The organism is Blastococcus sp. SYSU DS0973, assembly GCF_054051055.1.
The window spans coordinates 1-17,265 of the sequence record NZ_JBJHAN010000004.1; the positions used below are offsets into that span (position 1 = coordinate 1).

A 17,265-nucleotide genomic window follows, 5' to 3' on the forward strand; every position below is an offset into this window, starting at 1 on the left:
GGGATGCCTGGCTGGCCGCCGGTGGTGACGGCGGCGACCTGGGCATGCCCACCGCAGATGCCGCGAGCACCCCGGACGGGCTGGCCCAGTTCGCGCACTTCCAGGGCGGCTCTCTGTACCTGCACCGTGACCTCGGCACGCGACTCGTCCCGCGCGACGTCCTCCTCGGATGGCAGGAGGCCGGCGGGCCGGCGGGCCCGCTGCGGTATCCGGTGGCGGATGCGGTGGCGACGGCGGACGGGGTGGGTGTGGTGATGGCCTTCCAGGGTGGGGAGGTGTACGCGGTCTCGGGTGCGGCGCACGCCCTGCACGGGGCGGTGCGCGACCGGTACACCGCCGTCGGTGGGCACGAGGGTGAGCTGGGCTATCCGACGACCGGGGTGCGGGCGCTGCCCGACGGTGGCGCGTTCGCCCACTTCGAGAACGGCTCGATCTACTGGTCGGAGGCCACCGGGGCGCGGATCGTGTCCGGGCCGGTGCGTGACCGGTGGGCGGGGGCGGGCTGGGAGACCGGTGCGCTGGGCTTCCCGACCACCGACGTGCTCCCGCTGTCCGGTGGTGGGCGGTTCGCGCACTTCCAGGGCGGCTCGGTGTACTGGACGCAGGCCACCGGGGCGCGGATCGTCTCCGGGCCGGTGCGTGACCGGTGGGCGGCGGCGGGCTGGGAGACCGGTGCGCTGGGCTTCCCGACCACCGACGTGCTCCCGCTGTCCGGTGGTGGGCGGTTCGCGCACTTCGAGGGCGGCTCGGTGTACTGGACGCAGGCCACCGGGGCGCGGATCGTGTCGGGTCCGGTGCGGGACCGGTGGGCGGGGGCGGGCTGGGAGACCGGTGCGCTGGGTTATCCGACCACCGATGTGCGGACGCTGCCTGGCGGGGGAGCGTTCGCGCACTTCGAGGGCGGGTCGGTCTACTGGACCCAGGCCACCGGTGCGCGGATCGTCTCCGGTGCGGTGCGGGACCGGTGGGCGGCCAGCGGCTGGGAGACCGGCGTGCTGGGTTATCCGACCACCGACGTGCTCCCGCTGTCCGGTGGTGGGCGGTTCGCGCACTTCGAGGGCGGGTCGGTCTACTGGACCCAGGCCACCGGTGCGCGGATCGTCTCCGGGCCGGTGCGGGACCGGTGGGCGGCCAGCGGCTGGGAGACCGGCGTGCTGGGTTTCCCGACCACCGATGTGCTTTCGCTGGCCGGGGGTGGGCGGTTCGCCCACTTCCAGCACGGCTCGGTCTACTGGACACAGGCCACCGGCGCACGCCTGGTGCGCGGCCCGATCCGCGACGCCTGGGCGGCCGCGGGCTGGGAGACCGGCCGGCTCGGCTACCCCACGGCCGACCCGGAGACCGTCCCCGGCGGCACCCGCCAGACCTTCCAAGGTGGCTACGTCCAGGTGTCGAACGCGACTGGTGTGGCGGTAGTGCACTACAAGTGAGATCTCCGTCCGCCTGGAGCCCCGTGTCCCGTTTCCGGGTGCGGGGCTCCATGCGCGCGCAGGTAGCGTGGACGGCATGACCGCGACCGCCGCCCCGCAGGGGAGGAGCTGGCGTCGAGCGGCCGAGGATCTCCGCGTCGGATGGCAGCAGCGCCAGCTGTGGGGCCACCTCGCCTGGCAGGACATCCGCCAGCGCTACCGGCGATCGGTGCTCGGGCCGATCTGGATCAGCATCAGCATGGCGGTCACCGCGGTGGCCCTGGGGGTCCTCTACGCAGGGCTGTTCGGCAACGAGCTGTCGGTGCAGCTGCCCTACATCCTGGTGGGCTTCATCGTCTGGGCCTTCATCAGCGGCTGCATCACCGAGGGTGCCGACGTCTTCATCTCGAACGAAGGCCTCATCAAGCAGTTGCCGGCCCCGCTGTCGGTGCACGTGTACCGGCTGGTCTGGCGGCAGATGCTGTTCTTCGCCCACAACCTGATCGTCTACGCGGTCATGCTCGTCGTCTTCCCGCAGCCGCTGACCTGGCGCAGCCTCACGGCCGTCCTGGCCTTCGTCCTGCTCGCCGCGAACGGGGCGTGGGTCGCGCTGCTCTTCGGCATCGTCACCACCCGGTTCCGCGACCTGACGCCGATCACCCAGAGCATCGTCCAGCTGATGTTCTTCCTGACGCCGATCGTCTGGATCTACGAGGACCTGGTCAACAGCCCCAATCCCGCCATCGCCGAGCGCGCGCGACTGGTGGAGTTCAACCCCTTCCTCCACTTCATCGAGATCATCCGGCAGCCGATGCTGGGGCAGGACCAGGTGCTGCGGCACTGGATCGTGGTCCTGGTCATCACCGTGATCGGCTGGGCGCTCACGCTCGTGGCGCTGCGCCGCTACCGGTCGCGGATCTCGTACTGGGTGTGAGCGTGTCGGAGGACAGACCCCTGGTCAGCATCACCACGAAGGACGCCTGCGTCGACTTCCCCATCTTCGACGCGAAGAGCCGGTCGCTGAAGAAGACCGTGATCGGTCTGGTCGGCGGCAACATCACCACCGAGACCAAGGTGCCGATCATCGAGGCGCTGCGGGACATCACGCTGAACCTCGAGCACGGCGCGCGGGTCGGGCTGGTCGGCCACAACGGTGCGGGCAAGTCCACCCTGCTGCGGCTGCTGGCCGGCATCTACGAGCCGACCCGCGGGTTCGCCGAGGTCCGCGGGCGGGTCGCTCCCGTCTTCGACCTGGGCGTCGGGATGGACCCGGAGATCTCGGGCCTGGAGAACATCATCGTCCGCGGCCTGTTCCTGGGCGCCACCCGGAAGCAGATGGAGGCGCGGATCGACGACATCGCCGACTTCACCGAGCTCGGCGACTTCCTCCGCATGCCGCTGCGCACCTACTCCACCGGCATGCGCATCCGGCTCGCCCTCGGCGTGGTCACCAGCATCGACCCCGAGATCCTCATCCTCGACGAGGGGATCGGGGCGGTGGACGCAGCCTTCCTCGAGAAGTCCAAGAAGCGGCTGTCCGAGCTCGTCGACCGAGCCGGCCTGCTGGTCTTCGCCTCGCACTCCGACGAATTCCTCCGCGAGCTGTGCGACACCGCCATCTGGATGGAGCACGGGCGGATCCGCCGGCACGGCGACCTGGAGGACGTGCTACGCGCCTACAAGGGCGACCGCTCGTGACCCCGGCGCCTCCGACGGCGGCACCGGTGGTGGTCGCGGTGATCGTGACCCGCGACCGGGTGGAGCAGCTCGGCGAGAGCCTCTCCGCCGTCGCCGCGCAGAGCCGGCGCCCCGATCACGTGGTCGTCGTCGACAACGGCCCGGACGACGGCGTCCGGGACGCGGTCGAGGCCAGCGGCCTGCCGGCCACCTACCTCCCCAGCCGCCGCAACCTCGGCGGCGCGGGCGGGTTCGCCCTCGGCATGCTGCACGCGCTCGCGCTGGGAGCCGACTGGGTCTGGTGCGCCGACGACGACGGCCGCCCGGCCGATGAGACCGTGCTGGCCACGCTCCTGGACACCGCCCGCAGGCACGGGCTCGCGCAGGTGTCCCCGATGGTCGCCGATCTCGCCGATCCCGACCGGCTGGCCTTCCCCCTGCGACGGGGGCTGCGGTGGCGACGCCGGCGCAGCGACTTCGCCGGTCTCGAGGTCCTCCCGCGGTACGCCTCGCTGTTCAACGGCGCGCTCTTCCGGGCCGACGCCCTCGACGTGGTGGGGGTGCCCGACTACCGGCTTTTCTTCCGCGGCGACGAGACCGAGATCCACCGCCGGCTGCTGCGCGCCGGACTGCCGTTCGGCACCGCCGTGGGTGCGGCGTACCTGCACCCCGAGGGGACCTCGGAGTTCGAACCGATCCTTGGCGGACGGCTGTCGGCCCAGTACCCGGGCAACGAGGTCAAGCGGTTCTTCACCTACCGCAACCGCGGCTACCTGATGTCGCAGCCCGGGATGCGCTGGCTGTGGCCGCTGGAACTGGTCCGGTTCAGCTGGTTCTTCCTGGTCTCGCGCCGGGACCCCGCTGGGTGGCGGGAGTGGCTGCGGCTGGTGCGTGCCGGCCGCGGGGAACGCTTCACGCGTCCCTGAGCACGGAGCACGCGTCCCTGAGCACGGAGCACGAGCGGGCCCGGACGGTGATCACCGCCCGGGCCCGCTCGCCGAACCAGCGCACTCAGACCCGCTCGTAACCCCAGGACTCGAACGCCTCGGTCCAGCGCTCCACCGAGGTCAGCTCACCGGCCGCCTCACGGTAGCGCCGCTGCAGCTCGGGGAACTCCCGCGACATCTGCCGCAGCAGACGCGCGGACCCGGTGAACAGGCGGCGGAAGGTCTTCGGGTCCCGTTGGCGGAAGGTGACCCCCCGGCCGTCGGCAGTGCCCACGGTCGCGCTGTCGAGGCGGGAGAGCAGGAACCACCGCGCGTCCTGGAAGGACAGGTTCAGCTGCGGCACCTCGCGGTGGCCCGGGTCGACCGGCGTCGCGTTGTGGGCGATCGCCTTGAGCAGCGTGGACGCGATCGACACCGGGTTCACCGGGATCCTGCGGAACCGGATGGCCTCGGCGGCGCTCATCGAGGGCAGCGGGAGGTCGCCGGAGGACTTGAGCACCTGCCCGTCGGGGTGCGTGGCCCGCTTCTCCCGTGCCCGCACCACCGACTGCGGCATGCCCTCGAACAGGTGTCCCGGACCGGCCAGGAAGTCGCGGTAGGCCATCTGGTGCAGCTCGACGGTGGAGTACTGCAGCGTCATGAGGAACCGCAGGTCGGCCTTGAGCATCTCGCGGAACATCGTCCCGCCGTGCTTGTGCGGCGAGTGCAGCGCCGCGGCGACCAGGCGGTTGCGGATGTGGAAGTACGCCTGCCAGTCGCTGGCGTCGTCCTTGTCCCCCCAGGACAGGTGCCAGATGGCCGCACCAGGCAGCGACACCGTGGGGAAGCCCGCTGCGAAGGCCCGCAGGCCGTACTCCGCGTCGTCCCACTTGATGAAGAGCGGGAGGGGCATCCCCACGGCCTCGAACACCTGGCGGGGGATCAGGCACATCCACCAGCCGTTGTAGTCACCGTCGATGCGCCGGTGGAGGTCGGGCGACTCGCGCAGGGACCGCTCGCCGAAGTCGTGGAAGTACTCGGTGTTGGGCGCGTTGCGCCAGAAGAACGGCGACCGATCGACGATCTCGCCCATCGCGTGCAGGACGGAGCGGTCCTGCAGGGCCAGCATCTGGCCGCCGACCAACACCGGGTTCTTGGCGTACGCGGCGAAGGCCCGGGCGCGCAGCAGGCTGTCGGGCTCGAGCTGGATGTCGTCGTCCAGCAGCACGAGGTGCGTGGCGTCGCTGTTGGTGAACGACTCGTGCATGGTGCGCGCGAAGCCGCCGCTGCCGCCCAGGTTGGGCTGCTCGACGATCCGCAGGCGGTCGCCCAGCGCCTCGGCGACGACCGGATAGCGGGCGGCGTCCCGCACGTGCTGGTTGCCCTGGTCGGCGACGACGGCCAGGTGCACCTGCTCCCGGACGACCTCGTCCTCGACCAGCGCCTCGAGCGCGGCGACGGCGTCGACCGGCCGGTTGTAGGTGCAGATGCCGACGGCCAGCCGCGGCTGCTCGACGGCTGCCTGGGGGGCGTACCAGCCCGCGTCCCGGACGGTCACGTGCTCGTCGGTGGTGACGTCGAACCAGTACCACCCGCCGTCGATGAAGGGGCCGAGGTCCAGCTCGAACTCGAGGGTCCGCTCCTCGCCCTCGTGGACGGCGCCGGTCACGTGCATCGATTCGCCGTCGGCCTTGGATCGGTAGACGTCGATGCGGCACCGGCCGGACACGGTCACCCGGAGGACGATCGACTCCAGGACGCTCCACCGGCGCCAGTAGCTGGCCGGGAAGGCATTGAAGTAGGTGGCGAAGGAGACCTCCCACCCCGGGTCGAGCTCCGCGGTGAAGCGGTCGCGGGCGCGCGCCCGGCCGGAGTTCACCTCGTCGAGGTAGAGGCTGCGCACCTTGAGCTGGTCGGCCGGGCGAGGCATCAGCACCCGCTGGAGCAGCTGGACCGCCTTGCCCGGCGCCAGCTCCTCCTCCCTCGGCTGGGTCACGACCTCCGGGGAGACCGGCGCATCGGCGTCGAGCGTGCTGTCCGTCGTCATGAGGTGGTTCAGTCCTCCAGGCGGCCGTCGATCGGGCCACCCTCGTCGAAGAAGGGGCGGATGCGGTTGTCGAACATGGTCAGCGCCGATCCGATGGCCATGTGCATGTCCAGGTACTTGTAGGTGCCCAGTCGTCCGCCGAAGAGAACGCGCTTCTCCGCGGCCTCCTTGGCCGCCAGCTCGCGGTAGCGTTCGAGCTTCGCCCGGTCCTCGGGGGTGTTGATCGGGTAGTACGGCTCGTCGCCGGTCTGCGCGGACCGGGAGAACTCCCGCACGACCACGGTCTTGTCGGTGGGGTAGTCCCGCTCGGGGTGGAAGTGGCGGAACTCGTGGACGCGGGTGAAGGGCACGTCCTCGTCGGCGTAGTTCATGACGGAGGTGCCCTGGAAGTCGCCGATCGGCAGGACCTCGGTCTCGAAGTCCAGGGTGCGCCAGCCGAGCTCGCCGGCCTCGTAGTCGAAGTACTTGTCGATCGGGCCGGTGAACACCGTGGGTACGTCGGCCGGCAGTTCGTCGCGGACGTCGAAGTAGTCGGTGTCCAGCCGCACCTCGATGTTCGGGTGGTCGGCCATCCGCTGGAGCCAGGCGGTGTAGCCGTCCTTCGGCAGACCCTCGTACGTGTCGTTGAAGTACCGGTTGTCGAAGGTGTAGCGCACCGGGAGCCGGGCGATCACGGCGGCGGGGAGCTCGGTCGGGTCGGTCTGCCACTGCTTCTTGGTGTAGCCGCGGATGAACGCCTCGTAGAGCGGTCGGCCGATCAGCGAGATCGCCTTCTCCTCGAGGTTCGCGGCCTCCGCGGTGTCGATCTCGCCGGCCTGCTCGGCCACCAGCGCCCGCGCCTCGTCGGGGGAGAAGCTCTTGCCGAAGTACTGGCAGATGGTGGCCAGGTTGATCGGCAGCGAGTAGGTCTGCCCCTGGTAGATGCTGAACACCCGGTGCTGGTACTTCGTGAACTCGGTGAACTGGTTGACGTACTGCCAGACCCGCTCGTTCGACGTGTGGAACAGGTGCGCGCCGTAGACGTGCACCTCGATCCCGGTCTCCGGCTCGGGCGCGGAGTACGCGTTGCCGCCGATGTGGTTCCGGCGGTCGATGACCAGCACGCGCTTGTCGAGCTGTGTGGCGACGCGCTCGGCCACCGTGAGTCCGAAGAATCCGGAGCCGACGACCACGAGATCGGGTGCTGTTCGAGTCACGGGCATCGACGGTACCTGCCACCGGCGGGCCGCACGACCACGCCGCAGGGCCCGCGCGGGGAAGGGGACCCGTTCCGTCACACCGGCCTCACCGGCCACCGGCCACCGGGCGCGACGATGCGCGGGGTTCGGCCGCCTAGGGTTCAGACGTGGCCACCCCGACGGACAACCGACCGCTGCGCGTCGTCGCGGTGACCTACTCGCCCGGTGCGGCCCTGGCGGGCTTCATCGACTCGCTGGCGCAGGCCACGACCAGACCGGTGGACGTGGTCCTCGCCGACAACGGCTCGACCGACGGTGCGCCGGAGCGGGCCGCGGCCCGGCATCCGCACGTCCGGGTGCTCCGGACCGGCGGCAACATCGGCTACGGCGCGGCGGCCAACGCCGGACTGGCCGACCTCCGGACCGGGCGGGCGCTGATCGCCAACCCCGACCTGCGCTTCCACGCCGGGTCGGTGGACGAGCTGCTTACCGCCGCCGACCGCTGGCCGCGGGCGGCCACGCTCGGCCCGGCGATCATGACGCCCGCCGGGGACCTGTACCCCTCGGCGCGCGACCTGCCCCGGCTGTCCACCGGCGCTGGGCACGCGCTGCTGGGCTGGGCGTGGCCGGGAAACCCGTGGACGGCGCGCTACCGGCGCGAGCGGGAGGCGCCGCGGGAGCGTCCGGCCGGCTGGCTGAGCGGCTCCTGCCTGCTGGTCGACCTGGAGGCCTACTGGTCGGTCGGGGGGTTCGACCCCGGCTACTTCATGTACTTCGAGGACGTCGACCTGGCCGAGCGGCTGACCCGCCGCGGCTTCCTGCACGTCTACGTCCCCAGCGCCGTCGTGGAGCACGAGGGCGGGCACGCCACCAAGCGGGAGCCGCACCGGATGCAGCGGGTGCACCACACCAGCGCGCTCCGCTACCTCTCCGGCCAGTACCCGGGGCGCCGGCACGCTCCGCTGCGCGCGGCGCTCCGCGCCGGCCTGGGCGGGCGGATGCTGCTCTCCTACGTCAGCGGGCGGGTGGCCGCCGGCGCCCCGTTCCAGCGGCGGGCTCGGGAGCTGGCCGCGGTGCCCGAGCCGACCGGGACCGGACGGGAGGGCTGACGTGCGCCATGCGGTGATCATGGCCGGAGGCTCCGGCACGCGGCTGTGGCCGCTCTCCCGCGCCGACCGGCCGAAGCAGCTGCTCGACGTGGTCGCCGGCGGGGACGGCGTCCCGCACAGCCTGCTCGCCGAGGCCTGGGACCGGCTGCGCGCGGTGCTGCCCGCCGAGGGCATCTGGGTCTGCACCGCGGCGCGCTACGCCGGCCAGGTCCGCGCCGCGCTGCCCGAGCTGCGTCCCGACCGGCTGGTGCTCGAGCCGGTGGCCCGGGACACCGCCAACGCCGTCGGCCTGACCGCGGCGCTGGTCGCCGACGTCGACCCCGAGGCGGACCTGGCCGTGGTCAGCGCCGACCACGTCATCCGCCCGGTCGAACGCTTCACCGAGGCGCTCCGGACCGCATTCGACGCCCTCGCCGACCGCCCCCGCTCGCTGATCACCCTGGGCATCACGCCGACCTCGCCGGCCACCGGGTTCGGCTACGTGCAGCGCGGCGGGCCGACCGGCCGGCCGGGCGTCACCGAGGTCGCCTCCTTCCGTGAGAAGCCCGACCGGGCCACCGCCGAGCGCTACCTGGCATCGGGGGAGTACCTGTGGAACTCCGGGATGTTCGTCTGGCGGGCCCGCACCGTGCTGGACGCGCTCGCCGACCACCTGCCCGCCTCGGCCGAGGGGCTGGCCCGCATCACGGCCGCCCCGGCCGGCCCGCAGCGGGACACCGTCCTGGCCGAGGTGTTCCCGTCCCTGCCGAAGATCAGCGTCGACTACGCGGTCCTCGAGCCGGCCGCCACCGAGCCCGGTCGCGTGCTCGTCGTCGACCTGGACGTCGACTGGCTCGACGTCGGCTCCTGGCCGGCGCTGGCCTCCACCCTGGGCGACGACGGCGCGGGCAACGCCGTCCACGGGCTCTCCGTCGTGCTCGACTGCGCGGGCAACATCGTGTTCAGCGACGACCCCGACCACCTCGTCGCCCTCGTCGGGGTGCGCGACAGCGTGGTGGTGCACACCGCGGACGTCACCATGGTCTGCCCGGTGGGCGACGCCGAGCGGATCAAGCAGCTGCTCGCCGCCGTGCAGGAGCGGCACGGGCCACGTTTCGGGTGAGCGGGCTGGTTAGCCTCCGGGCATGAAGAGCTTCGACGTCGCAGCCGTGGTCTCCGGAGGAGCCTCCGGGCTCGGCGAGGCCACCACCCGAGCACTGGCCGCCCGCGGGGCCGCCGTCACGATCCTGGACCTCCAGGAGGAGAAGGGCGCCGCGCTGGCCGCCGAACTGGGTGGGCACACCACCTTCCTGCGCACCGACGTCACCGACGAGGCGTCGGTGCAGGCCGGGATCGCCGAGGCGGCCGGCAAGGACCGCCCGCTGCGGGTGGCGATCAACTGCGCCGGCATCGGCTGGGCCCAGCGCACCGTCGGCCGCGACGGGCAGCCGCACGACCTGGGCGCCTTCACCCGCACGGTCATGGTCAACCTGGTCGGCACCTTCAACGTGCTGCGCCTGGCGGCCGCCGCCATGGCGACCACCGAGCCGGACCAGGACGGCGAGCGCGGCGTCGTGGTGAACACGGCCTCGATCGCCGCCTACGACGGCCAGATCGGCCAGGTCGCCTACTCCGCCTCCAAGGGCGGCATCGTGGGCATGACACTCCCCGCGGCCCGCGACCTGTCGAGCGTGGGGATCCGCGTCTGCACCATCGCTCCCGGGCTGGTGGACACGCCGCTGCTGGGCTCGCTCCCGGAGGAGGCGCGGGCCGCCCTCTCGGCGGGCATACCCTTCCCCAAGCGGCTCGGACGTCCCGACGACTTCGCCCAGCTGGCGCTCGCCGTCGTCGAGCACGGCTACCTCAACGGCGAGGTCATCCGGATGGACGGCGCGCTGCGCATGGCACCCCGCTGACCACTCCCCGGAGCACCTCCTGAGCACGAGCACCACACCGGGCACCCGGGCCGCCGCCGACTACGCGTCCGCCTGGGTGCCCGGCTGGCCCCTCGACGTGGTGCGCGCGCTGTCCCCGCACCGGCGGGGGGCGGCCGACCCGACGATGCAGGTGGCCGAGGGCGCCCTCTGGCGGACGACGAGCACCCCCGACGGGCCGGCCACCGTCCGGCTCCGTCAGGCAGCCGGGGAGCTGCGGATCGAGGCCTGGGGGCCGGGCGCCGAGCGGGCCGGCACGGCGGTGCCCGGGTGGCTGGGCGCCGACGACCGGCCGGAGGAGTTCCGCCCGGGCGACGCCCACCCGCTGGTGGCCGAGCTGCACCGGACCCATCCGCAGCTGCGGCTCGGGCGCACCGGCCGTGCGTGGGACGCGCTGCTGCCCGCCGTCCTGGAGCAGAAGGTGACGACGGCGGAGGCCTACCGGGTCTTCCGCGAGCTCTGCCGCCTCGCGGGGGAGCCGGCGCCCGGCCCCGCGCCCGCGGGCATGCGGGTCGTCCCGCCGGCAAGGCGGGTGCTGGAGGTCACCGACTGGGAGTGGCACCGGTGCGGCCTCGACGGGGCCCGCCGCCGGGCGCTGCGTGCCGTCGCCACCGTGGCCCACCGGCTCGAGCCAGGCGAGGACTGCGACTCCGCGGTGCTGCAGCGGCGGCTGTGCTCGATCCCCGGCATCGGCGTGTGGACCGCAGCCGAGGTCGTGCAGCGGGCGTGCGGCGACCCCGATGCGGTCAGCGTCGGTGATTTCCACCTGAAGAACACCGTGGGCTTCGCGCTCACCGGGCGCCGCGACACCGACGACGCCGGAATGCTCGAGTTGCTCGAGCCATGGCGCGGTCACCGGCAGCGCGTGGTGCGGCTGATCCTCGCCGGCGGTCCGCGCCGGCCCCGCCGCGGCCCCCGTTTCGCCCCGGTCGACAACCGGCGCCGCTGACCGGGGACCCGTCCCCTCAGCGGTCGGTGAGCAGGCCGAGCAGGTAGTCGCCGTAGCCGCTCTTGCCGAGCGGTCCCGCCGCCCGCACGAGTCCGTCGTCGTCCAGCCAGCCGTTGCGCCAGGCGACCTCCTCGATGCAGCCGATCTTCAACCCCTGGCGTTCCTCGACCACGGAGACGAACTCGGTGGCCTGGCGGAGCGAGGCGAACGTGCCGGTGTCGAGCCAGGCGGTGCCCCGGTCCAGGGCGGTGACCGTCAGCCGCCCCTGCCGCAGGTAGTGCTCGTTCACCGCGGTGATCTCGAGTTCGCCGCGGGCGCTGGGGGTGATCCCCCGCGCGACCTCGACGACGTCGCCGGCGTAGAAGTACAGCCCCGGGACGGCGTAGGAGCTCTTGGGGTGCGTCGGCTTCTCCTCGATGGAGATCACCGTGCCGGAGCCGTCGAACTCGACGACGCCGTAGTCCCTCGGGTTGGCCACGTGGTAGGCGAAGACGTGCCCGCCGTCGGGCTCGGGCAGCCGGCTCAGGGCCGTGCCCAGCCCCGCGCCGTAGAAGATGTTGTCGCCGAGGACGAGGGCGGTCGCCTGGCCGTCGAGGAAGTCCGCGCCGATCAGGAAGGCCTGCGCCAAGCCCTCGGGCTTCGGCTGAACGGCGTACTCGATCCGCATGCCGAGCCGACTGCCGTCGCCGAGCAGCGCGCGGAAGGCGTCGCTGTCGCCGGGCGTCGTAATGACCAGGACCTCGCGGATGCCCGCCATCATGAGCGTTGAGAGCGGGTAGTAGATCATCGGCTTGTCGTACACGGGCATCAGCTGCTTGCTGACCGCCTGGGTGATCGGGAAGAGGCGGCTGCCGGTCCCGCCGGCCAAGATGATCCCACGCATGGCCTGGACGTTACCCATCGTGACCGGACGCCCCAGGTGGCCTCCGTGCCGGGCATACCCTTTCGGGGGCCCCGGCGCGCTGCACAGGCCTCGATCAGGAGACCGCACGCCCGGATCACCCGCTGAACGCCACGATCCTCGCCGCCCCCGGCCACGAGTCGGTCTGGGTGCCGGACTGGCCACTGGACCTGGGGCGGGCCCTGGCCCCGCACCGCCGTGACGCCGAGATCCCGCGATCCAGGTCACCGGGTCGAGCGTCTGGCGGACCACCACCACACCCGGCGGTCCGGGCGGTGCCCGAGTGGCTCGGGGCAGCCGGCCGTCCCGAGGAGTTCGACCCGGGGACCGCGCGATGCTGACCGAGCTGCACCGGAGGAGCCCGTGGCTGAGGCTGGGCCGCACCACCGCACGTGGAACGCCCTGGTCCCGGCCCTGCTCGAGCAGAAGGTCGCCGTCGTCGAGGCGCGCCGGGTCTGGCACGAGCTGCTGCGGCTGGCCGGCCCCCGAGGGGATGGGGCCCCGGACGCGCGGCGGGTCCTCGAGGTGACCGACTGGGAATGGCACCGCTGCGGCCTGGACGGCGCCCGCTGGCGGGCGCTGCCCGCGGTCGCGACCATCGCGCACGCCCTGGAGCCGGGCCGCGCGCGCAGCGCCACGGCCGCGCAGCGGCGGATGTGCTCGATCCCAGGCATCGGGGTGTGGACGGGGGCGGAGGTGGTGCAGCGGGTCTACGGCGATCCGGACACGGTCAGCGTCGGCGACTACCACCTCGAGAACCAGGTCGGCTACGCGCTCACCGAGTCCCGGAACACCGATGACTGCAGCCTGCTCGCGCTGTCGGAGCCGTGGCGCGGGCACCGTCAGCGGGTGGTGCGCTCGCTGCTGGCAGACGGCCCTCGTCGGCCGCCGGCGCGGGCCACGTGCGCACCGGGCGACTGCCGGTCGCGGTGACGGCGGGCGCTCAGGCGCCGGCCCGCAGCTCGGCGTAGCGGGCGGCGCACTGCTCCATGGTGGGCAGCAGCCCTTGCTCCCCCGCCTCGGCCAACGTCGGGGCCGCCTGGTCCTTGGCGGACAGTTCGAACTCGACGTCGGTAGGCCAGGGCAGGTCGAGCTCCGGGTCGAGGGGGTGGATGCCGAACTCACGCCCGGGGGAGTAGCCGGTGGAGACGAGATACGTCACGGAGCTGACGTCGGCGAGAGAGACGAAGGCGTGCCCGAGCCCTTCGGCGAGGTAGACGGCTCGCGGCTGCACGCTGTCGAGCAGGACGGCGTCGTGGACCCCGAAGGTCGGCGACCCGATCCGGATGTCGACGATGACGTCGAGCACCCGCCCGGCGGGGCAGTACACGTACTTGGCCTGGCCGGGCGGGACCAGTGCGAAGTGGACGCCGCGCAGGACGCCGCGCGCGGACACACTGTGGTTGGCCTGCGCCAGCGTGAGGCCGAAGCCGGTCGCGCCGGCGAGCGTGTCGGCCTTGTACCACTCGGTGAACCGGCCGCGGGCGTCCCCGTGCGGGACGAGGTCCAGGACGTAGCTGTCGGGCACGGCGAGCTCGCGGATCTCCACGGCCCGACGCTAGACGATGGCTCCCGGTGGGGACGCGTCGTCCCGGGACCCCGCGGTCGATCCGATCCAGAGCCGCCCGACCAGCGAGCTGCCGCCGGGGGAGCCAACCGGTTCCCAGCGAGTCGACCACCCCATCGCGTGCAGTTGCACGAGGGTGGCGCCGACGACCGCCCCCAGGTTGAGCGCGGTCGTGAGGCCCACGGAGTCGGAGAGGTGGACGTCGACCACGCCGTCGCTCTCGCTGCCGTATCGGAGGACGACCGGGAACTCGGGCAGCGCTGCGGCGGCCACCCGGAAGGCCTCGGCGACGGCTTCGACCTCTCCGGCCCGGGGGACGAGGTCGGCCTCCGGGGCGCGGGAGGGGACGACGTCGCGGGAGCCGTAGGGGAACAGGTCGTCGGCCGGCAGCCGCACCAGCGGGCGGGTGCCCTCGTCGGCGTCCTCGGCGGGGCGCCGCAGCGGCAGGCCGCGCACGACCGCCACCGGCACGCCGGCCAGCTTGCCCTTGACCAGGTCGGCCGCCGACGCCAGCTCGTCGACCACCGCGACCCGGGTGGTCTCCAGGCGGTTGCCGTGCGCATCGACCGCCCCGCGGTGGTCGTCGAGGGCGGTGATCCCCGCCGAGCCGACCGCGACGTCGGTGAGGCCCTCCCGCCAGGTGCGCCCGAAGGTGTCGCTGACGACCACGGCGACGTCCACGGCGGCCAGCTCCCGGAGCCGGTCGCGCAGCCGGCGGGCGGAGGCGTCGCCGTCCGCGGGGAGGAGGACGAGGGTGTCGGAGGCGACGTTGGAGGCGTCGATGCCGGCGGCGGCGACCACCCAGCCCTGCGGCGTCTGGACGATCTTCAGCGGGCCCCGCCGGGCCACCGTGCGCACCGTCTCGCCGTCGATCGCCCGCTGGCGGGCGGCCTCGCGGTCGGTGCCGGGTTCGATCCGCACCAGGCGGCCCTCGACCTTGGAGACGACCTTGGAGGTGACGACGACGACGTCGCCGTCGGCCAGCCACGGCGCCGCCCCCGCCACGGCCCGGGCCAGGTCGTCGCCGGGGCCGAACTCCGGCAGCCCCTCGACGGGAAGGACCGACAGGCCCCGCGGCTCGTCCCTACGCACAGGCGTCGAGCGCGGCGCGGGCCATGGCGGTGGTGGTCTCGGGGGAGGACATCAGCAGCGGCACCCGCCGCACGTCCACGCCGGGAACGCCGGCCGGGTCGTCCTCGGCCACCAGCCAGGCGTCGAGCAGCCCGCCGTGGGCGCGGGCCCCGTAGTGCCGGCCGACGCCCTCGGCGCTGACCTCGATGCCGAGAACGGGCAGGCACCGATCGGCCATGCCGCGCACCACCGCGCCGCCGACGATCGGGGAGACGCCCACGATCCGGGCGGGGGAGGCCAGCAGCGCCTCGCGGAGGCCCGGTACGCCGAGGATCGTCCCGATGGACACGACCGGGTTCGACGGCGCCAGCAGCACGGCGTCGGCGGCGGCGAACGCCTCGGCGACCCCCGGGGCCGGGCGCGCGGCGTCCACGCCGACCTGGACGAACGCCGACACCTCGAGGGCGGCCCGGTGGCGCACCCACCACTCCTGGAAGTGGATCGCGCGGGGGCGGCCGTCGTCGGGGTCGGTCACGACGACGTGCGTCTCCACCCGATGGTCGCTCATCGGGAGCACGGTCACGCCCGGCTGCCAGCGATCGGCCAGCGCCGCGGTGACCTGGGAGAGCGGGTAGCCCGCGTCGAGCATGCGGGTGCGGATGAGGTGGGTGGCGACGTCGCGGTCGCCGAGGCCGAACCAGGCCGGGTCGGCGCCGTAGGCGGCCAGTTCCTCCTTGACCGTCCAGGACTCCCCGGCCCGCCCCCAGCCGCGCTCCTCGTCGATGCCACCGCCGAGGGTGTAGACGACCGTGTCCAGGTCCGGGCAGACGCGGAGCCCGTGCATGGTGACGTCGTCGCCGGTGTTGACCACGGCGGTGATCTCCGCCTCGGGAGCCGCGGCGCGGACACCGCGCAGGAATCGAGCCCCTCCGGTCCCACCTGCCAGCACGACGATCTGCACGAAACGCATGGTGCCCGATGAGCACTTGTCGACTGTTGGCCGGGCGTGTCGAGGGGTGCCACGAGAGCTGACGAACGCCAGGGACGGATGGGGCTGGTGGGGCGTGTCGCTTACACCGCGCGAAGTTGACGGCCGGGCAACGACACGCGTGTAATTCGCGCGGTGTCGACGAGTGCAAGACGGCGCGGGAACCTCCTGCCGGCCGCGCACCGGGACGAGAGCGAGAGGGGACGCACCGTCATGGCTGAGGTGTCGTGGTTGAGCGATTACATGAACGGGTCCGAGCGGTCGGCCGACCGTCTGGGGGCTCCCGCCGGCCACGGCGCGGGTCAGGGCACGGGGCAGCCGTTCGTCGGCTTCCTCGGGTTCGGGCTGGAGCCCGACACGCAGTCGTGGCAGGAGCGCGCGCTCTGCGCCGAGACCGACCCCGAGGCGTTCTTCCCCGAGAAGGGTGGCTCGACCCGCGAGGCGAAGAAGATCTGCACCGGCTGCGAGGTCAAGGCCGAGTGCCTCGAGTACGCGCTGGCCAACGACGAGCGCTTCGGCATCTGGGGCGGTCTGTCCGAGCGCGAGCGTCGTCGGCTGCGCCGTCGAGCCGTCTGAGGAAGGACCCCGGCCTCCTCACCCCTCGCACGCTCGGGCCAGCATCCGGACGGGGTCGCCCGGAACTGCCCGCAGCCGCTGGCCACCCCCGTCGGCAGCTGTGGTTCTGTCGTGGGCATGGTCGCCCGCGTCGCCGTCGGTCGCGCCCGCGTGGTCCCCGAGGTGCGGGCCGCCGAACCCCTGGCGGTGGCGCTCAGGGCCCCGCTGACCGCCCGCGCGCCCTGGCTGACCGCTGTGCTGAACGACGGCGCCGCGCGCCGCACCCTCGCCCGCCCCGCGGCCGTCGTGGTGGACGGTCTGCCCGGCGGTCCGCCGCGGGCCGCTGCCTTCCTCTGGCTCCGCCGCCGGGGGCCGTTCACCGTGGTCTCCCTGCTCGGGCAGGACCGCCCACCGTTGCCGCCCGGCCGCCCCGGAGCCCGGCTGCTGGCCCGGGACGAGGCGGCCGCCGGGCTGCTGGCGAGCGGTGTGCTCGAGTTCCTGGGCTCGCTGCGCGGCCCCTGGACCCTGCACCTGACCGGCCTGCCCCTCGGCGATCCCACGGCGCGTGCCCTGACCGCCGGTCTGCCGACGGCGCTGCTCGCCAATGCGCGCACCACCCTCCTGGTCGACGCGCTGGACCAACTCGGCCCCGTCGAGCGCGGCAGCGCGCCGGAGCACCTGGAGCGCGCGCTGCCCGGGGTGCTGTCCGCCGAGCCCGACCCCCGGGCGCGGGCCTTTCTGCGCGCCACGGCCCGGCTGCACGTGGCCGTCGGCCGGCTCGAGGTCGCCACCGTCACCGACGGCGGGCGACTGCGAGCCGGGCTGCTCACCCTGGTGGACGGGGCGGACCGCTGGCCGTGGTGGGGGTTCGGGGACGGCGGCCTGTCCACCGGCATGGGTGCGCCCGTGGTCACCCTGTCCGTGCCGGCGCGGCGCTGGCCACACTGACGGCAGCCCGGATACGCTCGCGGCCCC

At 73.3% G+C, this 17,265-nt stretch carries 16 protein-coding genes and 1 pseudogene; 11 read left to right on the top strand and 6 right to left on the bottom strand.

The window, feature by feature from the left end; translation table 11 throughout:
* The 4 genes and pseudogenes from ACI791_RS08575 to glfT1 all read left to right on the top strand — a co-directional run.
* Positions 1-1,430: pseudogene (locus ACI791_RS08575) on the top strand (N-acetylmuramoyl-L-alanine amidase); the annotation flags it as partial.
* A 76-nt stretch (positions 1,431-1,506) separates the two neighbouring features.
* Positions 1,507-2,343 carry a galactan export ABC transporter permease subunit Wzm/RfbD gene (gene wzm / locus ACI791_RS08580; RefSeq protein ID WP_456585673.1) on the top strand — a complete coding sequence of 279 codons (837 nt, stop codon included), beginning with the start codon at positions 1,507-1,509 and terminating at the stop codon, positions 2,341-2,343.
* A gap of 2 nt (positions 2,344-2,345) precedes the next feature.
* Positions 2,346-3,107 carry a galactan export ABC transporter ATP-binding subunit Wzt/RfbE gene (wzt, locus tag ACI791_RS08585; RefSeq protein ID WP_456585674.1) on the top strand — a complete coding sequence of 254 codons (762 nt, stop codon included), beginning with the start codon at positions 2,346-2,348 and terminating at the stop codon, positions 3,105-3,107.
* Positions 3,104-4,012 carry a galactofuranosyltransferase GlfT1 gene (glfT1, locus tag ACI791_RS08590; RefSeq protein ID WP_456585675.1) on the top strand — a complete coding sequence of 303 codons (909 nt, stop codon included), beginning with the start codon at positions 3,104-3,106 and terminating at the stop codon, positions 4,010-4,012. The genes wzt and glfT1 overlap by 4 nt, the downstream gene beginning before the upstream one ends.
* Before the next feature lie 85 nt (positions 4,013-4,097).
* On the opposite strand, the gene ACI791_RS08595 is transcribed toward glfT1, so the two are convergent.
* Together ACI791_RS08595 and glf are read right to left on the bottom strand one after the other, a co-directional pair.
* The gene (locus ACI791_RS08595; protein ID WP_456585676.1) at positions 4,098-6,059 is read right to left on the bottom strand and encodes a glycosyltransferase; all 1,962 of its coding nucleotides are present in this window, start codon (positions 6,057-6,059) and stop codon (positions 4,098-4,100) included.
* An 8-nt stretch (positions 6,060-6,067) separates the two neighbouring features.
* Positions 6,068-7,255 (bottom strand): UDP-galactopyranose mutase, encoded by a 1,188-nt coding sequence (gene glf / locus ACI791_RS08600; protein ID WP_456585677.1) that lies wholly within the window; start codon positions 7,253-7,255, stop codon positions 6,068-6,070.
* 149 nt (positions 7,256-7,404) lie between these two features.
* Between glf and ACI791_RS08605 the strand changes: the two genes are divergently transcribed.
* From ACI791_RS08605 to ACI791_RS08620, 4 genes are all read left to right on the top strand, one after another.
* Complete coding sequence (locus tag ACI791_RS08605; protein ID WP_456585678.1) at positions 7,405-8,346, top strand: glycosyltransferase family 2 protein; 942 nt, start codon at positions 7,405-7,407, stop codon at positions 8,344-8,346.
* A gap of 1 nt (position 8,347) precedes the next feature.
* Positions 8,348-9,448 carry a mannose-1-phosphate guanylyltransferase gene (locus ACI791_RS08610; RefSeq protein ID WP_456585679.1) on the top strand — a complete coding sequence of 367 codons (1,101 nt, stop codon included), beginning with the start codon at positions 8,348-8,350 and terminating at the stop codon, positions 9,446-9,448.
* Between the two features lie 22 nt (positions 9,449-9,470).
* Positions 9,471-10,241, top strand: a complete 771-nt coding sequence (locus ACI791_RS08615) for an SDR family NAD(P)-dependent oxidoreductase (RefSeq protein WP_456585680.1) — start codon at positions 9,471-9,473, stop codon at positions 10,239-10,241.
* 76 nt (positions 10,242-10,317) lie between these two features.
* On the top strand, positions 10,318-11,208 hold the full coding sequence (locus tag ACI791_RS08620) for a DNA-3-methyladenine glycosylase family protein (RefSeq protein ID WP_456585681.1): 891 nt from the start codon (positions 10,318-10,320) through the stop codon (positions 11,206-11,208).
* 16 nt (positions 11,209-11,224) lie between these two features.
* On the opposite strand, the gene rfbA is transcribed toward ACI791_RS08620, so the two are convergent.
* A complete protein-coding gene (gene rfbA, locus ACI791_RS08625; protein WP_456585682.1) occupies positions 11,225-12,091 on the bottom strand; it encodes a glucose-1-phosphate thymidylyltransferase RfbA in 867 nt (288 codons plus the stop codon).
* 381 nt (positions 12,092-12,472) lie between these two features.
* Between rfbA and ACI791_RS08630 the strand changes: the two genes are divergently transcribed.
* Positions 12,473-13,042 carry a DNA-3-methyladenine glycosylase family protein gene (locus tag ACI791_RS08630; RefSeq protein ID WP_456585683.1) on the top strand — a complete coding sequence of 190 codons (570 nt, stop codon included), beginning with the start codon at positions 12,473-12,475 and terminating at the stop codon, positions 13,040-13,042.
* A gap of 10 nt (positions 13,043-13,052) precedes the next feature.
* On the opposite strand, the gene ACI791_RS08635 is transcribed toward ACI791_RS08630, so the two are convergent.
* The 3 genes from ACI791_RS08635 to cofD are packed head-to-tail and all read right to left on the bottom strand — an operon-like array spanning position 13,053 to position 15,708.
* Positions 13,053-13,658, bottom strand: coding sequence for a dTDP-4-dehydrorhamnose 3,5-epimerase family protein (locus ACI791_RS08635; protein ID WP_456585684.1), 606 nt, complete (start codon positions 13,656-13,658; stop codon positions 13,053-13,055).
* 9 nt (positions 13,659-13,667) lie between these two features.
* Entirely contained in the window at positions 13,668-14,768 is a 1,101-nt protein-coding gene (locus ACI791_RS08640) for a coenzyme F420-0:L-glutamate ligase (protein WP_456585685.1), read from the bottom strand.
* Positions 14,761-15,708 (bottom strand): 2-phospho-L-lactate transferase, encoded by a 948-nt coding sequence (gene cofD, locus ACI791_RS08645; protein ID WP_456585686.1) that lies wholly within the window; start codon positions 15,706-15,708, stop codon positions 14,761-14,763. The genes ACI791_RS08640 and cofD overlap by 8 nt, the downstream gene beginning before the upstream one ends.
* Positions 15,709-15,966: 258 nt before the next feature.
* On the opposite strand from cofD, the gene ACI791_RS08650 reads away from it, so the two are divergent.
* Complete coding sequence (locus ACI791_RS08650) at positions 15,967-16,311, top strand: WhiB family transcriptional regulator (protein ID WP_456585687.1); 345 nt, start codon at positions 15,967-15,969, stop codon at positions 16,309-16,311.
* A 117-nt stretch (positions 16,312-16,428) separates the two neighbouring features.
* Positions 16,429-17,238: a hypothetical protein gene (locus tag ACI791_RS08655; RefSeq protein WP_456585688.1), complete on the top strand. Its 810-nt coding sequence runs from the start codon at positions 16,429-16,431 to the stop codon at positions 17,236-17,238.
* The last annotated feature ends 27 nt before the right edge of the window (positions 17,239-17,265 follow it).